We start from the raw sequence: 17161 nt of genomic DNA, 5'->3' as shown, positions 1-17161 counted from the left end.
CATTGTGCAGCGCAGAACGTCCCGAGCTGCGGGCGGTCTGGAACCCGAGCGGGCATAGCATCTCGTTCGAAATGACGACGACGACATCGACGCCCTCCCCGCGGCGCACCCGCAGCACCGCGGTGGCCGTGCTCGTGGCCGGCACCTTCTTCATGGAGCTGCTCGACGGCACGATCCTGGCGACCGCCGCGCCCGCGATGGGCCGTGACCTCGGTGTCGACTCGGCCGCCGTCGGCGTCGCCATCACCGCCTACCTCGTGACGTTGGCGGTGTTCATCCCGGTGAGCGGCTGGGTGACCGACCGGGTGGGCTCCCGGACCGTGTTCGCCGCGGCGATCGCGCTGTTCACGATCGCGTCGGCACTCTGCGCCGCGTCGACCGGACTCGTCGACCTCACGCTCTGGCGCATCCTGCAGGGCCTCGGCGGGGCGATGATGGTGCCCGTCGGTCGGCTCGTCGTGCTGCGGAGCGCCGGACGCGACCAGCTCGTCACGGCGATCGCGATCCTGACCTGGCCGGCGCTCGCCGCACCGATCATCGCCCCGTTCGTCGGCGGCGTGCTCGTCGACACCCTCTCGTGGCACTGGATCTTCCTGATCAACATCCCGCTCGGGGTGGTCGCGTTCGTCGCCGCGCTGGTGCTCGTCCCGCAGGAGCGTGCGCCGGAGCGGGTGCCCTTCGACTGGCTCGGGTCGCTGCTCGCGTGTTTCGGGCTCGGCGCGCTCGTCGTGATGGCGTCGCTGCTCGCGCTCGACGTCATCCCGGTCGTCGCGGTCGTGGTCTCCGGGGTCCTCGGCGCGGTGTGCTGCTGGCTCGCGATCCGGCACTTCCGGCGTGCCCCGCACCCGATCATGGGACTCGAGTCGTTCCGGCTCGAGACCTTCCGGGTGTCGCACGCCGGCGGCAGCCTCTTCCGCCTGGCCGTCTCGGCGGTGCCGTTCGTGCTCCCGCTGCTCTTCCAGGACGCGTGGGGGTGGAGCGCGGTGCTCGCCGGGTCCGCGGTCCTCTGGGTCTTCGTCGGCAACCTCGGCATCAAGCCCATGACGACGCCCTTCCTCCGCTGGTTCGGGTACCGGCCCGTCATCGTCGTGTCGTCCGCCGTCGCCGCGCTCAGCGTCGTCGCGATGGCGTTCACGACGCCGGACACGCCGTTCTGGCTGCTCGCGGTGCTGCTCGTCGTGAGCGGTGCCGCACGGTCGGTCGGCTTCACCGCGTACAACACGATCGCGTTCGCCGACGTGGAGCAGGCGGACATGACCCCGGCGAACACGCTCTCCTCGACGCTGCAGCAGACCGCGGCCGGGTTCGGCGTCGCCGTCGCCGCGGTGGTCATCCGAGCAGCGGCGGGCCTGGGCGGGTCGGGGCCGTACGTCGTGGCGTTCTGGGTGATCGCAGCGCTCCTGGTCGTCGCGTGCGTCGAGGGCGTGCTCATGAGCCGGACCGCGGGGGACACCGTGCGACCCGCCCGGCGGGTGCGGGTCGGCGCCTGACCGTGTGCGCTCCCGGCCGGAGCGGGTGCGCGCCTGAGCGTGCCGCGCGGCCGCTGTCCGTTCGCGACACGGTCACACGCCGGGGACCCGTCCCGCGCTACAGTCTCAGCAACCTGCCGCGGAGGCCGAGTAGTTTCGCTCCGGCAGGGTGACCCGGTACCCCGGACAGGACGCCACCCGGAACAGGAAGGCAGCATGGCCGCTCCACAGCAGCACGGGACGCTCGGCCCCGACGCCGACGTGCAGCCGACCGCACTGCGCGTCGTCAGCTACAACCTCCGCGAGCACACCGCGAACGGCGAACTCGCGTCCCTGGCCGAGGCATCACAGGCCGACGTCCTCTGCGTGCAGGAGTGCGACTCGAACGACCTCGCCCAGTCCGTCGGTGGGCTGTCGCTCGCCGCGTCGACCAAGGCGAACCGGCTCGGTCTCGCGATCTACAAGCGCGACGACCGCTTCGAACTCCAGGACTTCAGCATCCACTCGCTGCAGAAGTCGCTGCACGACCGCGTGCTCGCGCCGGCCCACGAGCGGCTCATCGCGATGCACCTCCGCGACCGTGAGGCCGATGCCGAGGTCATCGTCGCGTCGTTCCACGCGTCGCCCCTGACCGCGACGAACTCCCTCCGCCGCAAGCAGATCGAGGCCGCGCACCAGTTCGTCCGCGACCTCTCGAGCGAGGCCCCGGCGATCATGGTCGGCGACTTCAACTACCCGTGGTTCCAGACGAACCTGCGGCGGAAGATCGAGCAGCACGGGTTCGCGCTGTCGCTCTCCGACCAGCCGACGTACCTCCGCTACCGGAAGTTCACGGGGCACTTCGACTTCGCGACGAGCGTCGGGCTGCACATCGCCGGCGTCGAGACCCTGCCCGCGGGAGTCTCCGACCACCGCCCGATCCTCGTGCGGGCGCACTACGAGCACCCCGGCGACACCGCCGGGTACCCGACGATCGACGCTCCCGCCGCCTGACGCCCCCGCCGCAAGTCGGTCGCGGCTCGGTCGGCGAGCGCGTCCGCCTGGGCGGCGTGCGCCGTCGCGCTCCGGCGAGGTTCCGAAAGTACGGCATCTCGGCAGTCGATCCGTCGGTTCGTGGAACCTCGATGAACTGAGAACGGCGAGTCGTGGAACCTCGACGGACCGCGAGCCGCGAGCCGCGGAACCCGACGCGGGCGCGACGACCGCTCGACGTACGCGGGCGCGACGACCGGACGACGGACGGGAGGCGCGGTGCCAGCCGGCACCGCGCCTCCCGTCCGTCCCCGGTCGCGTCCGCGACCCCCGTCGCGTCAGCGACGCAGGGTCGCCCGTGCCAGCCGGTTCCCGAGGAACTGGCCGAGCTGGACGATGACCACGATCGCCGCGACCGACACGTAGACGATCCACCAGTCGTAGCGCTGCGAGCCGTAGTTGATCGCGTACTCGCCGAGACCACCGCCGCCGACGATCGCGCCCTGTGCCGTCATGTCGACGATGCCCACGTAGATGAACGTGTAGCCGAGGATGAGCGGCCCGAGCCCCTCCGGGATGAGCACCGTGAGGAGGATCGACACCGGGTGCGCACCCGAGGCACGAGCGGCCTCCACCACGCCGGGGTCCACCGCGAGGAGGTTCTGCTCCACGATCCGGGCGACCGCGAACGACGCCGCGAACGAGATCGCGAACGTCACCGCCGGGACGCCGATCGTGGTCCCGACCACCTCGCGCTGGAGCGGCCCGATCGCGGCCAGGAGGATCACGAAGGGGATCGGGCGGACGATGTTCACGACCACGTTGACGACCGTGTGGACCGTCCGGTTGCCGAGCAGGTTGCCCGGTCGGGTCGCGTAGAGCGTGAGCCCGAGGGCGAGGCCGATGACCCCGGCGACGACGAGCGAGATGATCGTCATCACGAGGGTGTCGCGGACCGAGGCGACGAAGACGTCGAACGTGTCGACCACGCTCTGGAAGGTGTTGTTCACGCCGCTGCCTCCTCGTCCACGGTGGTGCCACCGTCGCGCAGCGCAGCGACCGCTCGGTCGACCGCGGACGGGTCGTCGCTCGTCAACTCGTAGGTGAGCGAGCCGATGCGACGCTCCCGGATCTCCCCGACGCCGCCGAAGACGAGCTCGGCCGTGACACCGTGCGACCGCCACGCGGCGTCGATGCGGTTCTGCAGGCCGACCTCGTCGGAGATCTGCACGGTGACCAGACGACCGGTGTGGTGCTCGCGGAGCCGCACGAGCTGCTCCGCCGAGGGACGGTCGTGCAGCGCGGTCCGGACGAAGCGCTGCGCCGCCGGGGTCTGCGGCGCCGAGAACACGTCGTACACGTCGCCGACCTCGACCACGCGCCCGTGCTCCATCACGGCGACGCGGTCCGCGATCTGCCGCACGGCGTCCATCTCGTGCGTGATGACGATGATCGTGACGCCGAGCTCCCGGTTCACCCGGCGGAGCAGCCCGAGGACCTCGGACGTGGTGTCCGGGTCGAGGGCGCTCGTGGCCTCGTCGGCGAGCAGGAGCTCGGGGTTCGACGCCAGCGCCCGGGCGATGCCGACGCGCTGCTTCTGCCCGCCGGAGAGCTGCTCCGGGTAGGCGTACGCGCGGTCGAGCAGCCCGACGAAGTCGAGCAGCTCCGCCACCCGACGGTCACGCTCCTGCTTGCCGACGCCGGCGACCTTGAGCGGGTACGCGACGTTGCCCGCGATCGTCCGGGACCGGAAGAGGTTGAACTGCTGGAAGATCATCCCGATGCGCCGACGCGCCTGACGGCGATCCCGCTCGGGGATCGCCGTCAGGTCCTGTCCGGCGACCGTCACCGACCCGGAGCTCGGCAGCTCCAGGGCGTTGACGAGCCGGACGAGCGTCGACTTGCCGGCGCCGGAGTACCCGATCACCCCGAGGACCTCGCCCTGGTGCACGTCCAGGGAGACGTCCTCGACCGCGGTGACGGTCTCGCCGGTGTCGGCGCGGCGGTAGTGCTTCGAGACGCCGCGGAGTTCGACGAGCGCGGGCACTACTGCTTGGCCGCCTTCGCGTCCTGCTCGACGGCCGCGAGCTCGCTCTGCAGCTTCGTCGCGCTCACGTCGCGCGCGACGGCCTGCGGGTAGTCCTCCTTGAACGCCTTCTGCACCGCGCTGTCCTGGAACAGCTTCGCGAGGGCCAGGTAGGTCGTGTTGTCCTCGTCGGCCTTCCGGACGGCGAACACGTTGACGTACGGGGCCGCGCTGGCGCTCGACGGGTCGTCCTTCGAGATGACGTCCTTGACCGGCAGGCCGGCAGCGGTCGCGAAGTTGTTGTTCACGACGGCCGCGGCGACGGAGCCCTGCTGCAGTGCGTTCGCGGTCTGCGAGGCGTCGAGGGTCTGCACGTCGACCTTGTGGGTCTCGATGTCACCGGTGGTCGAGAAGGCGGTGCCGCCGTTCTTCAGCGTGAGGAGCTTCGCGTCCTGCAGCACGAGGAGCGCGCGTGCCTGGTTGATGGCGTCGTTCGGGATCGCGACCTTCGCGTTCGCCGGCAGGGCCGAGGCGCTGTCGTACTTCGTGGCGTAGAGCGGCAGCGGGTAGACGGCCGTCGAGCCGATCGGCTGGAGGTCGTCGTTCGACGTGGTGTTGTAGTCCGCGAGGTACTGGATGTGCTGGAACTGGTTGATGTCGACCTGGCCGTCCTTGAGCGCCGGGTTCGGCAGCGAGTAGTCGGAGAAGTTCACGAGCTGCACGGTGACGTTCAGCTTCTCCTTCGCGAGCTTCGTGTAGGTCTTCCAGTACGGCAGCGCCTTGTCCGCGACACCGATCTTCACGGTCTTGGCCGCACCGCCGTCGGCAGCGTTCGACCCGTCGTTCCCGCCCGCGCGGACGGCACCGACGATCACGGCGACGACGATCGCGACGACGACGACGGCGGCCGCGACGATCCATCCGATCGGACGCTTGCCCTTCGGCTTCTCGGGCAGTGCAGGTGCGGACATGGTGCTCCTCGTGGGGTGAGCGGTGCGGTGGTCGACGCCGCGGTGGTCCGCGGCGTCCGTCGAGTGTGACCGGTGACCCGCGGGGGTCGCGAGTTGCGTTCCGCCGTGTTACAGCCGTGTGACAGCGCGGTCCGGTTCACTCGGACGGGTGCGGAGCATCGAACTCGTCCTGTCCCCGGCGTCGGACGCGGCGGTCCGTGCCGTGTGGGAGGAGCTGATCGCCGACGACCTGCCGAGCCTCGGCCGGCACGTCTCGGAGTCGAACGCGCCGCACGTCACCCTCGCTGCGGGGCCGGACCTGCCCGTCCCGTCCGGGTTCGACGCGCCCGTGCCCGCGATGCTCCGGCTCGGCGGCGTCCTGCTCTTCCCGGCCGGTCCGGAGCGGTCCGTGCTCGTCCGGGCCGTCGTCGTCGATCCCGAGCTCGCAACGTTCCACGCTGCCGTCCACCGGGCCGCTCCCGGCGGCGTCGACACCTCGCTGCCGGGCACGTGGTCGCCGCACGTGTCGTTCGCCCGCCGCGTGCGCGACGTCGACCTCCCGCGGGCGCTCGCTGCGCTCCGTCGGGCGCCGCTGCCCGAGGTGCTCGAGGTCGGCGGCGTGCGGTCCTGGGACGGCGAGACGAAGACGGTGACGCCGCTGTCGTGAGGAGCGGGTCGGCGCCGGGACGGGCCTCCCGGCTGCGCCGGCCGATCGGCGTCCCGCCTGCGGCCGTCAGCGTGTCGCCGTCAGATCCCGAGGACGCGCTCGGCGAAGGCGGACCCGAAGACGCGGTCCGGGTCCGCTGCGCGGACGAGGTCGCGGACGGCCGGGAGGCGCTGGTACAGCCCGGCGATGGTCTCGCCGTCCAGGGAGCTCATCTTCCCCCAGTGCGGCCGGCCGTCGAAGGGCGCGAGCAACCCCTCGAGGTCCGGCAGCAGCGCGGCGACCTCGGCCGGGTGCTTCTTCCACGTGAAGGCGATGCAGAGCACGTCCTCGCCCTGGGTCGGGCTCAGCCAGAACGGGTCGGCCGCCATCGTCCGGAGTTCGCAGACGTGCAGGTGCGGCTGGATGCGGTCCGCCATCGTCCGGACGGCGTCGAGGGCGTCCGCCGCGTGCCGGAGCGGGACGAAGTGCTCGCTCTGCACCTCGGAGCCGACGCTCGGGACGGACTCGATGGGAAAGTGCGGGAGGCGGTCCCACCACGGACCGACCGAGCCGTCACGGGCCGTGTGGTGGCCGTCACCGGGCGTCCCCGGCCGCTTCGGCGCACCGAGGAGGTGCTCCGGCACGGCGACGTCGACGGCGCCGTCAGGGACGCGGGACTTCACGAGCACGTCGCTGATCTCGTCGCCGAAGACGGTGTACGAGCAGACCGAGTAGCCGGCGGCGTGCACCTCGGCGACGTGCGCGGTGAACACCTCCCACGGGATCGGGCCGTACGAGTCCTGTCTCATGTCGTACGTGGGCTGGAGGTCGAGCGTCACCCGGGTCACGATGCCGAACAGGCCGAGGTGGAGGACCGTGCCCGCGAACCCCGGGTCGTCACGGTGCACGGTGCGGAGACCGCCGTCGGGGCCGATCAGCTCGAACGAGCGGACGGCGGTGCTCAGCGAACCGAGCGTCGTACCGGAGCCGTGCGTGCCCGTGGCCACCGCCCCACCGATCGAGATGTGGGGCAGGGAACCCATGTTGTGCAGGGCGAACCCCGCGCGGTCGATCTCCGGGGCGACGAGTCCGTAGCGGGTCCCCGCGCCTATCGTCGCCGTGCGGGCCTCGGCGTCGACGACGAGGTCGGTCGGGACGCCGGTCAGGTCGAGGAGCACGCCGGGGGTGTCCGCCACGTCGTTGAACGAGTGCCGGGTGCCGAGGCCGTGCACCCGCGGGGAGCGGGCGACGACCTCGGCGGCCTCGGCGACGGACCCGGGCCGGACGACGCGCTCCGCCGTGTAGGTGACCGTGCCGGACCAGTTCAGCTCGCTCGTCGTCGACCGCATGGCGCCCACGATGCCATGCTCCGCCGACAGCCGCGGGCGTGCGCGGCCGTCAGTGCATCGACGGTGCCGGTGCGCCCTCCGGGGTGGCCGGGCGACGGACGAGCGACGCGGTGACGATGCCGGCCAGCGAGATGACCGCCCCGACGAGGAAGGCCGTCCGGACACCGGTCGCCGTGGCGGCCGCGACGTCGGCCGCGCCCGAGCTCGCCGCACCGGCCGCCCCGATGGTGAGCAGGGTCACGAAGAGTGCCGTGCCCGCGGCACCGGCGAGCTGCTGCGCCGTGCCGAGCACCGCGCTGCCGTGCGAGTAGAGCTTCGGCGGCAGACCGCCGAGCGCCGAGGTGAAGAGCGGCGTGAAGGTGAGCGCCAGCCCGATGCTCAGCACGACGTGCGCGCCGAGGACGAACCACACGCTCGTGCCGGAGTCGACCGTGGCGAGTGCCCAGAGCACGGCGCTCACGATGATCGAGCCGGGGATCAGCAGCACCCGCGGGCCGCGGCGGTCGTACAGGCGACCGACCACCGGTGAGAGCAGCCCCATGATGAGACCGCCGGGCAGCAGGAGCAGCCCGACCTGCAGGACCTCGAGCCCGAGGACGCGCTCCAGGTAGATGGGCAGCAGGATGAGCGTGCCGAACATCGCCATGAAGCTGACGACCATCGCGACGATCGGGATGGTGAACCCGGTGGTGCGGAACGTGCGGAGGTCGAGCAGCGCCGAGTCGCTGCGCTGCAGACGGGTCTGTCGGAGCACGAACACCGCGAGGGCGGCCACGCCGACCGCGAGCGACACGATCGGCACGAGCGGCCCGGTCGACCCGGCCTCGCCGATGCTCGACAGCCCGTACACGAGCCCGCCGAACGCGAACGCGGACAGGACGACGGAGAGCACGTCGATCGGGGCCTTCCGCGGTGTGGAGACGTTGCGGACCTTGACCATGCCGAGGATCAGCGCGGCGAGCGCGATCGGGAGCACGAAGCCGAAGAGCCAGCGCCACGAGAACGCGTTGAGGATCAGCCCGGAGATCGTCGGTCCGACCGCCGGGGCGACGGAGATGACGATCGAGATGTTGCCCATGACGCGGCCGCGGTGGGCCGGCTCGATCAGTGTGAGCACCGTCGTCATGAGGAGCGGCATCATGATGGCCGTCCCGCTGGCCTGCACGATCCGCCCGACGAGCAGCATCGGGAAGCCCGGCGCGAGGAGCGCGATCAGCGTGCCGGCGGAGAACAGGCTCATCGCCCAGACGAACACCGGTCGGGTGTTGAAGCGCTGCAGCAGGAAGCCGGTGATCGGGATGACGACCGCCATCGTGAGGAGGAAGCCGGTCGTCAGCCACTGGCCCGTGGCCGCGCTGATGCCGAGGTCGTCCATGAGACGGGGGAGCGCGACGCCCATGATCGTCTCGTTGAGGATGACCACGAACGCGGAGACGAGCAGGAGCCCGATGACGAGGCGGGTCTCACCGGGGGACGGCTGCGTCACGCTCCCGGTGCGGGGTGCGGAATCGACGGCCTGGGTCATGCGGGGCTCCTGGTGGATCGCGACGTACGGGACGAGGGGCGCCGGAGCGCAGACAGGGCAACCGCCTGAACGGATTCGATTATTCCGCTTCCGTCCGACACGCGGCAGGTCCCTGTCGACGACACCCCGCCGTCCCTCCGTGCGCCGCGTTCAGTGGAGGATCGAGAACCCCTCGGTGTCGCCGTGCGGGATGACCGGGCGGAGCGACACCTCGGTCACCTCGGCGGACGGCGGCCCGCTGTGCAGCAGCTCCATGAGCCGGTCGACCGCTGCCGACGGTCCCTCCGCCTCCACCTCGACCGTCCCGTCGAACAGGTTGCGCGCGTACCCGACGAGGTCGAGCCCGTCGGCCTTCCGTGCCGTCCAGTACCGGAAACCGACCCCCTGCACCGTGCCCGAAACCACCGCGTGCATCCTCGTCACCGTCGTCATGCCCTCACCGTAGGCGTGCGCTCACCGGACGAGTTTTCGGCGGTGTTACCGACTCGTGAAACCCGGTGATAGAGTCATCGCAACCCGAACACTTCGAGTCAACATGACACTATCTCCTGTAGCCCCCATCCGCGTCGCGGTGTCCACCGTGATCGTGGCGCTGCGTCCGCACCCGGACACCGGCGCGCCGGCGCTCTGGATGCCGCTCGTCCGTCGCGTCGCCGAGCCGTACGAGGGCTCGTGGGCGCTCCCGGGCGGATGGGTGCAGCCGGACGAGGGCCTCGAGGACTCCGCCGCGGCACGCCTGCGTGAGACCACGAACGTGCAGCCGCGCTACCTCGAGCAGCTCTACGCCTTCGGGGACGTCGACCGGTCCCCGAGCCGGGTCGTGTCGATCGTGTACTGGGCCCTGGTGCACCCGGACGAGGCGAACGTCGTGCCCGACGACTGGAACGTCCGCTGGTTCCTCGCCGACGAGCACCCGCCGCTCGCCTTCGACCACGACCGCATCGTCGCGTACGCGCTGTGGCGGCTGCGGAACAAGATGTCGTACTCCCGGATCGCGCAGGCGTTCCTCGGCGACCGCTTCACCCTCGCCGAGCTGCGGGGCGTGTACGAGGCGGTGCTCGGGCGGGCGCTCGACCCCGCGAACTTCCGGCGGCAGGTCGAGAAGACCGACGCGGTCCTGCCCACCGACGAGACCACGAGCGGGGGGCGGCACCGTCCGGCCCGGCTCTACCGTTCCAACCCCGACCTCGCCTACGCGGACAACGGCCCGCTCCAGCGGGCCGAGCAGCCAACGAACCGATAGGAACCACCGTGTCCATCGCGACCACGATCGAGCTCATCTCCAACGGCGGCGCCGCCGGCAGCACGTGCACGCCGGACCTCGCGGTGCCCACGTGGGACTTCGACTCCCGCCCCGGCTACGGTCCGGGGTCGTCGATGTCCGACGTCATCCCGACCGGGGCGCCCCGGCAGGGCGGGATCCCCGAGGAGTACAAGACCGCGAGCGACGAGGAACTGCACGAGCGGATCGAGCGGGCGAAGGCGACCCTCGGCGACCGCGTCGTGGTGCTCGGGCACTTCTACCAGCGTGACGAGGTCGTCCGGCACGCGGACTTCCTCGGCGACTCGTTCCAGCTCGCCAACGCCGCGCTGACGAAGCCGGACGCCGAGGCCATCGTGTTCTGCGGGGTCCACTTCATGGCGGAGACGGCGGACGTCCTCGCGCGGGACGACCAGCGCGTCATCCTGCCGAACCTCGCCGCCGGGTGCTCGATGGCAGACATGGCGGACATCGACAGCGTCGAGCAGGCGTGGGCCGAGCTCACGGCGGTCTACGGCACCGAGCCGGACGCCGACGGGCGCGTCCCGGTCATCCCCGTCACCTACATGAACTCCGCGGCGGACCTCAAGGCGTTCTGCGGTCGGAACGGCGGGATCGTCTGCACGAGCTCGAACGCCGCGACCGTCCTCGAGTGGGCGTTCGAGCGCGGGCAGCGCGTCCTGTTCTTCCCCGACCAGCACCTCGGCCGCAACACGGCGAAGGCGATGGGCATCAGCACCGACCTCATGCCGATGTGGAACCCGCGGAAGGCGCTCGGGGGCAACGACGAGCAGACGTTGCAGGACGCACGGGTCATCCTCTGGCACGGGTTCTGCTCGGTGCACCGCCGCTTCACCGTCGACCAGATCGACCAGGCCCGTCGCGACCACCCCGGCGTGCAGGTCATCGTCCACCCGGAGTGCCCGATGGCGGTCGTCGACGCCGCGGACCACGCGGGCAGCACCGACCTCATCCGGAAGACCGTGGCGGCGGCGACCGAACCGACGACCTTCGCGATCGGCACCGAGATCAACATGGTGAACCGGCTCGCGGCGGAGTACCCGCAGCACACGATCTTCTGCCTCGACCCGGTCGTCTGCCCGTGCTCGACCATGTACCGGATCCACCCCGGCTACCTCGCCTGGGTGCTCGAGGCGCTCGTCCGCGGCAAGGTCCTCAACGAGATCGTCGTTCCCGCCGACGTGCAGGCCGACGCCAAGGTCGCGCTCGAGCGCATGCTCGCGGCCAAGCCCCGCGGCTGACGCCCGGCTGCCGGGACGGAAGGAGCACACCGTGCACGTCGTCATCGTCGGGTCCGGGATCGCCGGGCTCACCGCCGCGATCCGCGCGAGCAGCCGCCACGACGTCACGCTCGTGACGAAGGGCACGCTGACCGACGGCGCCACCCGGTACGCGCAGGGCGGGGTCGCCGTGGCGCTGGGAGCGGACGACTCCGCCGCCCTGCACCAGGCCGACACCCACGTCGCGGCAGCCGGCAGCGCCGACGCCCGCGCCGTCGAGGTGCTCTGCACCGACGGACCCGCCCGCGTCCGCGACCTGCTCGCGCTCGGCGTGCCCTTCGACCGGACCGCCGACCCGGCGAGCCTCGACCGTCACGGCGACGACCTCGCCCGCGGTCGCGAGGCCGCGCACGGACGCTGGCGGGTCGTCCACGCCGACGGCGACGCGACGGGAGCGGCGATCGAGCGGACCCTCGTCGACGCCCTGCACCGGCGACACGTCACGATCCTCGAGCGCACCTGCCTCGTCGACCTCGTCGTCCAGGGTGGCGCGGTCGTCGGGCTCGACGTCCTCGACCTCCTCGGCGAACCGCGGCGACTCGACGCCGACGCCGTCGTGCTCGCCTCGGGCGGCGCGGGACACCTCTACCGCGAGACCACCAACCCGCTCGTCGCGACGGGGGACGGGCAGGCTGCGGCCTGGCGGGCCGGGGCCGTCCTCGCCGACCTCGAGTTCGTGCAGTTCCACCCGACCCGCCTGGCCGTCCCGGACGGCGGGCTCGTGTCGGAGGCGGTCCGCGGCGAGGGAGCGGTGCTCCGTGACGCCCGCGGGGACCGCTTCATGACCCGCGTCCACCCGGATGCCGAGCTCGCCCCGCGTGACGTCGTGGCACGGGGCATCGCGGCCGCCGTGCGCGCACAGGGCGGCGCGCCGGTGCTCCTCGACGCCACCGGCCTCGACCCGGACTTCCTCGTCCGACGGTTCCCCGGCCTCACCCGGGCCACACGCGCCGCCGGGTTCGACTGGACCCGCGAGGGCGTCCCGATCGCCCCCGCCGCCCACTACGCCATGGGCGGGGTCGCCACCGACGCCGACGGACGGACCAGCCTGCCCGGACTCCTCGCGGTCGGCGAGGTCGCCTGCACCGGCGTGCACGGTGCGAACCGGCTCGCCTCGAACTCGCTGCTCGAGGGCCTCGTCTTCGCGGTCCGCGCAGCGGACGCGCTCGGCGCACCGCGACCCGACCGGGTCCGCCTGCGGGGCGACGGGACACTGGACGTCGAGACCGTCACCGACGCGGCGGACGCGACCCGTGCCTCCCGGCAGGACCGGACGGGAGGCGCTGCCCACCGCACCGACACCGCGCACGTCCGCCAGGCGGTCCAGTCCGTCATGACGGACCGTGTCGGGCTGCTGCGTGACGCGACCGGCCTCGCGAGCGCGCGCCGCGACCTCGACGCCCTGGGCGTGCCGGCGCCCGTCGGCGTCCGCGAGCACGAGGACCGCGCCCTCCTCGACCTCGCCCGGTTGACCGCCCGCGCGGCCGAGGCCCGCACCGAGTCCCGCGGTGCGCACGCCCGGACCGACCACCCCGACACCGATCCCCGAGCCGCACGACCGAACGGCTGGGTCCTCCGACCCGCGGCCGTCCGCCAGGAGGTACCCGCATGACCGACGTGACGACCAGCACCACCGACCCCGACCGCACCGCCGGTGGCGACCGTGTCGTCGACCCCGGCACCATCCCGCCGCACGTGCTCCGACGCGTGGTCGACACCGCGCTCGAGGAGGACGCGCCGTGGGGCGACGTCACCAGCGAGACCCTCATCCCAGCAGGTGCCACGGCGACCGCGACCCTGGCCGCGCGGGAACCGGGCGTGCTGAGCGGCGGCGGCGTGTTCGTGTCCGTCATGCACGCGGTGGACCCGGCGATCCGGGCCGAGGTGCACGTGGCCGACGGTGCGCGGTTCGTCGCGGAGGACACCCTCGTGACGGTGTCGGGGTCGGCGCGCTCGGTCCTCCGTGCCGAGCGGGTGGCCCTCAACCTCGTGCAGCGGATGTCGGGGGTCGCCACGCTGACGGCGGCCTACGTGGCGGCCGTCGCGGGCACCTCGGCGCGCATCGTCGACACCCGGAAGACGACCCCGGGGCTCCGCGCGCTCGAGCGGTACGCGGTGCGTTGCGGCGGCGGGCGGAACCACCGCACGTCGCTGTCGGACGCCGTGATGGCGAAGGACAACCACCTCGCGGTGCTCCTCGCGAGCGGCATCGACATCGGCGACGCGGTGCGCGCGGCCCGGGAGCGGCTCGGGCACACCGTCCACCTCGAGGTCGAGGTCGACCGCGTCGACCAGGTCGAGCCCGTCGTGGCGGCCGGCGTCGACACGATCATGCTCGACAACTTCGAACCGGACGCGCTCCGGGAGGGCGTCGCGATCGTGGCCGGGCGCGCGCTCGTCGAGGCATCGGGCGGGGTGAACCTCGACACCGTCGCCGCGATCGCCGCCACCGGGGTCGACGTGGTCTCGGTCGGCGCGCTGACCCACTCGGCTCGGGCCCTCGACCTCGGGCTCGACATCGCCGTCTCGGCCTGACGTGTTCTACCTCGACCGCGCCGCCACGACGCCCGTCCGCCGCGAGGTCCTCGAAGCGATGTGGCCGTACCTCACCGGCACGTTCGGCAACCCGTCGTCGACGCACGGTGTGGGCGACGCGGCCGCGCGGGGGCTCGCCGACGCCCGGTCCGCCGTCGCCCGGGTGCTGGGCTGCCGACCGGCCGAGGTCGTGTTCACCACCGGCGGCACCGAGGGTGCGAACACGGCCGTCAAGGGCATCGCGCTCGCGGCGCCGCGGGGTCGGCACGTCGTCACGAGCGCGATCGAGCACGAGGCCGTGCTCGAGAGCTGCCGGTACCTGGAGCGGCACCACGGCTTCGCAGTGACCGTGCTGGCGGTCGACCGCGACGGTGTCGTCGATCCCGACGTGCTCGCCGACGCGCTCCGACCCGACACGACGCTCGTGACGATCGCGCACGCGTCGAACGAGGTCGGGACCGTGCAGGACGTCCGCGCGCTCGCCACGGTGGCGCACGGGGTCGGCGCCCGGTTCCACACCGACGCGGTGCAGTCCGCGCCGTGGCTGCCGGTCGGGCCGGCGGACACCGGCGCGGACGCGGTCTCGCTGTCCGGGCACAAGCTCGGCGCACCGAAGGGGACCGGCGTGCTCGTCGTGCGGGCCGGGACCCCGCTCGAACCGCTCCTGCACGGGGGTGGGCAGGAGCGCGGGCGGCGGTCCGGGACCGAGGACGTCGCCGGTGCCGTCGCGGTCGCCACCGCGCTGACGCTGCACGCGGGGGAGCGGTCGGACGCCGCGGTCCGCGCGACGGCCGTGCGGGACGCCGTGCTGGACGGGGTGACCGCGGCCGTACCCGGGGCGTTCGTGACCGGGTCGCGGACGTCGCGGCTCCCGGGACACGCGTCGTTCTGCTTCCCGGGGGTGCACGGGGAGACGGTCCTGCTCGAGCTGGAGCAGCGGGACGTGGTGTCGTCGTCGGGCAGTGCGTGCGCGGCTGGCAGCACGGAGGCCTCGCACGTCCTCACGGCGCTCGGACTCGACGAGGACACGGCGCGGTCGGCGGTGCGGCTGACGTTCGACGAGTCCCTCACGCCGTCCGACGTGCCCGTGGTGGTCGGTGCCGTGCGGGACGCCGTCCGAGCGGTCCGCGCGCTGGCCTGAGACGGTCGTCGCCCGCCTCGGGCGCTCGTCGTCAGCCCCGGCGCTCATCGCTCGACTGCGGCATCCGTCACTCCCCAGAGGTGGACTAGACGTTCTACTCCATGAGTGGGGACGTGTCCCCCCTTTTGCGGACCCGAGAAGTGCGTCAGGCTGTCTGCATGGCAAACGCGATCACGACTCGGGTCCGGCGGGAGGACCGCTTCCGGGCAGTCCAGCTCCTCCCTGCACCGGCGACCGTGCTCGCGCTCGTCGTGGCCGCCCAGCACGACCTCGGCGCCGGACCCCTCGCGGTCGTGGCCGTCGTCGGAGCCCTCGCGACCGTCGGGAGCGCCCTGCTCCCGATGATCCGGCCGGCCGTCGGCAGAGCAGCCACCCCTGAGCACCGGTCGATGCCTGCACCGACCGAATCGGACCGGTACCGAGAGGACACCGAACACCCCCTCTGAGGAACGGCCCCACCGGACCGGCACCGTCGGACCCGTCCCCCTGTGGGTCGGCGGTGCTCCCGGCCGGACGCGACCCCCTGATCTGCGTCCGGCGCGGGGCACGACATCCCCCTGTCGTCGTGCCCCGCCGCACACCGCGACCCGCCGTGGGCGTGGCGTCGACCCTGCGACGCCGTCCCCCTGACGCCCACGGCGGGCCCGGTGTCGCACCCGCCCGAGCAGTCCGCCCGGACCCTCGGTCGGCGCTCCCGTCAGCGGCGTCGGTCGCGCGTGGGTACCGCGACCGTGCCCGGCCAGACGTAGGCGAGGTCGTCCGGGTCGTCCGGGAACAGCGGCCGGTAGAACTCCGGCGCCTTCTGCAGCAGTTTGGAGCGGTGCGACCGGTGCAGCGCCTCGTCCTCATTCCACGGCGGCACCGCGAAGTCGCCCGAGGCGTAGGCCTCGAGGTCCTCCGGGACGAGCGCCAGGTCCGCCACGGTCTTGTCGCGGCAGGTGTCCGGGTGCCCACGCTCGACCCACACCGCGCACGTCGCGTCCTGGTAGGCCATGAGCGCCGGTCGGTACCCGCGCCACATCGCGGTCACCGGGTGGTTCTGCCAGCCGTAGCCGGGCAAGGTCAGGGCTCGCATGACCTGCAGCGTCTCGACCCGCTGCTTGCCGAGCCGACGGTCGTCGAGCACCTCGGCCGAGGCACGGAAGTCGGCGTACGGCAGGAAGGTCTGCATCGACCGGACGCTACCCGCAGCGCGCTGGCAGGGCTCCCCGACACATGCCGTCACACGCACACCACGGGAGAGTGGAGCGTGTGAGCATCGAGGACATGAGCGCAGCACTCGTCGTCGGCGTCAGCGGCAGCCCGTCGGACCCGTCACGGACCTCGACCCTGGTCGCCGCCACGGTCGAGCGCCTCGGGCAGGAGTTCGAGGACGCCCGGACCGAGACGGTGGAGATCGGTCCGCTGCTCGCCGACCTCGGCGCGGCGGGATCGCGCGAGGCGATGGCCCCGGCGACGATCCGCGCACTCGAGCTCGTCGAGTCGGCCGACGTCCTCGTGGTCGGCAGCCCTGCGTTCCGGGCCGCGTACTCCGGCGCGTTCAAGCTCTTCTTCGACTGGGTCGGACAGTACGACCTCGTCGACACCCCGGTGCTCCTGACCGCCACGGGGGGCAGCGACCGGCACGCCCTGCTCGTCGAGCACCAGATGCGCCCGCTGTTCGGCTTCTTCCAGTCGACGACCCTGCCGCTCGGCGTGTTCGGCAACGAGCGCGACTTCACCAAGCGCGAGGGTGGCTACGACATCGCGAGCGTCGACCTCGAGCTCCGCATCGACCAGGCCGTGCGACGCGCGCTCCCCATCATCCGCGGGGGCTTCGCGACCGCAGGCGCCACCGACGTGCGCCGCCCCGCCGAGTTCTAGCGGATCGCGACCCGAAGCGACCGAAACGCAGGCGGCCGCGAGTGGGCGAGGTTCCACGACTCCCCGCTCACGTTCGCCGCGGTTCCCGAGACGGGCCGCAGGGGCGGCGAGATGCCACGATTC

17 protein-coding genes are annotated in these 17161 nt (G+C 72.5%); 10 read left to right on the top strand and 7 right to left on the bottom strand.

Annotated features, from left to right (window positions below; translation table 11 throughout):
• The first annotated feature begins 71 nt into the window (after positions 1-71).
• Together ABC270_RS14185 and ABC270_RS14180 are read left to right on the top strand one after the other, a co-directional pair.
• The gene (locus ABC270_RS14185; protein WP_412881374.1) at positions 72-1490 is read left to right on the top strand and encodes an MFS transporter; all 1419 of its coding nucleotides are present in this window, start codon (positions 72-74) and stop codon (positions 1488-1490) included.
• A 195-nt stretch (positions 1491-1685) separates the two neighbouring features.
• Positions 1686-2462, top strand: a complete 777-nt coding sequence (locus ABC270_RS14180) for an endonuclease/exonuclease/phosphatase family protein (protein WP_412881373.1) — start codon at positions 1686-1688, stop codon at positions 2460-2462.
• A 317-nt stretch (positions 2463-2779) separates the two neighbouring features.
• Here ABC270_RS14180 and ABC270_RS14175 read toward each other — a convergent pair whose 3' ends face one another.
• The 3 genes from ABC270_RS14175 to ABC270_RS14165 are packed head-to-tail and all read right to left on the bottom strand — an operon-like array spanning position 2780 to position 5438.
• A complete protein-coding gene (locus tag ABC270_RS14175; protein WP_412881372.1) occupies positions 2780-3451 on the bottom strand; it encodes a methionine ABC transporter permease in 672 nt (223 codons plus the stop codon).
• Entirely contained in the window at positions 3448-4488 is a 1041-nt protein-coding gene (locus ABC270_RS14170) for a methionine ABC transporter ATP-binding protein (RefSeq protein ID WP_412881371.1), read from the bottom strand. The genes ABC270_RS14175 and ABC270_RS14170 overlap by 4 nt, the downstream gene beginning before the upstream one ends.
• A complete protein-coding gene (locus ABC270_RS14165; protein ID WP_412881370.1) occupies positions 4488-5438 on the bottom strand; it encodes a MetQ/NlpA family ABC transporter substrate-binding protein in 951 nt (316 codons plus the stop codon). Before ABC270_RS14165 ends, ABC270_RS14170 begins: the two co-directional genes overlap by 1 nt.
• Before the next feature lie 148 nt (positions 5439-5586).
• On the opposite strand from ABC270_RS14165, the gene ABC270_RS14160 reads away from it, so the two are divergent.
• A complete protein-coding gene (locus ABC270_RS14160; RefSeq protein WP_412881369.1) occupies positions 5587-6084 on the top strand; it encodes a 2'-5' RNA ligase family protein in 498 nt (165 codons plus the stop codon).
• An 80-nt stretch (positions 6085-6164) separates the two neighbouring features.
• Here ABC270_RS14160 and ABC270_RS14155 read toward each other — a convergent pair whose 3' ends face one another.
• The 3 genes from ABC270_RS14155 to ABC270_RS14145 all read right to left on the bottom strand — a co-directional run bounded on the left by ABC270_RS14155 (position 6165) and on the right by ABC270_RS14145 (position 9369).
• Positions 6165-7412 carry an FAD-binding protein gene (locus ABC270_RS14155; protein WP_412882102.1) on the bottom strand — a complete coding sequence of 416 codons (1248 nt, stop codon included), beginning with the start codon at positions 7410-7412 and terminating at the stop codon, positions 6165-6167.
• A gap of 49 nt (positions 7413-7461) precedes the next feature.
• Positions 7462-8937, bottom strand: coding sequence for a DHA2 family efflux MFS transporter permease subunit (locus ABC270_RS14150; RefSeq protein WP_412881368.1), 1476 nt, complete (start codon positions 8935-8937; stop codon positions 7462-7464).
• A 150-nt stretch (positions 8938-9087) separates the two neighbouring features.
• Positions 9088-9369, bottom strand: coding sequence for an acylphosphatase (locus tag ABC270_RS14145; protein WP_412881367.1), 282 nt, complete (start codon positions 9367-9369; stop codon positions 9088-9090).
• Between the two features lie 103 nt (positions 9370-9472).
• Here ABC270_RS14145 and ABC270_RS14140 point away from each other — a divergent pair, with 103 nt between their 5' ends.
• The 6 genes from ABC270_RS14140 (at position 9473) to ABC270_RS14115 (ending at position 15621) form a co-directional block, all read left to right on the top strand.
• Positions 9473-10180 (top strand): NUDIX hydrolase, encoded by a 708-nt coding sequence (locus ABC270_RS14140; protein WP_412881366.1) that lies wholly within the window; start codon positions 9473-9475, stop codon positions 10178-10180.
• An 8-nt stretch (positions 10181-10188) separates the two neighbouring features.
• Positions 10189-11460, top strand: coding sequence for a quinolinate synthase NadA (nadA, locus tag ABC270_RS14135; RefSeq protein WP_412881365.1), 1272 nt, complete (start codon positions 10189-10191; stop codon positions 11458-11460).
• Between the two features lie 31 nt (positions 11461-11491).
• Entirely contained in the window at positions 11492-13111 is a 1620-nt protein-coding gene (gene nadB / locus ABC270_RS14130) for an L-aspartate oxidase (protein WP_412881364.1), read from the top strand.
• Complete coding sequence (gene nadC, locus ABC270_RS14125) at positions 13108-14034, top strand: carboxylating nicotinate-nucleotide diphosphorylase (RefSeq protein ID WP_412881363.1); 927 nt, start codon at positions 13108-13110, stop codon at positions 14032-14034. The genes nadB and nadC overlap by 4 nt, the downstream gene beginning before the upstream one ends.
• A gap of 1 nt (position 14035) precedes the next feature.
• A complete protein-coding gene (locus ABC270_RS14120; protein WP_412881362.1) occupies positions 14036-15175 on the top strand; it encodes a cysteine desulfurase family protein in 1140 nt (379 codons plus the stop codon).
• Positions 15176-15333: 158 nt separating this feature from the next.
• Positions 15334-15621 carry a hypothetical protein gene (locus ABC270_RS14115; protein ID WP_412881361.1) on the top strand — a complete coding sequence of 96 codons (288 nt, stop codon included), beginning with the start codon at positions 15334-15336 and terminating at the stop codon, positions 15619-15621.
• Positions 15622-15872: 251 nt separating this feature from the next.
• Here the strand turns inward: ABC270_RS14115 and ABC270_RS14110 are convergent, their stop codons facing one another.
• On the bottom strand, positions 15873-16346 hold the full coding sequence (locus ABC270_RS14110; protein WP_412881360.1) for an MSMEG_6728 family protein: 474 nt from the start codon (positions 16344-16346) through the stop codon (positions 15873-15875).
• 95 nt (positions 16347-16441) lie between these two features.
• Here ABC270_RS14110 and ABC270_RS14105 point away from each other — a divergent pair, with 95 nt between their 5' ends.
• Positions 16442-17038, top strand: coding sequence for an NAD(P)H-dependent oxidoreductase (locus ABC270_RS14105; protein ID WP_412881359.1), 597 nt, complete (start codon positions 16442-16444; stop codon positions 17036-17038).
• Positions 17039-17161 lie beyond the last annotated feature (123 nt).

Origin of the sequence: Curtobacterium phoenicis, from assembly GCF_047238015.1 — a bacterium.
Taxonomy (GTDB): Bacteria; Actinomycetota; Actinomycetes; order Actinomycetales; family Microbacteriaceae; genus Curtobacterium.
Note: the sequence above shows the minus strand (reverse complement) of the source record. Positions and strands in the feature narration are given on the sequence as shown.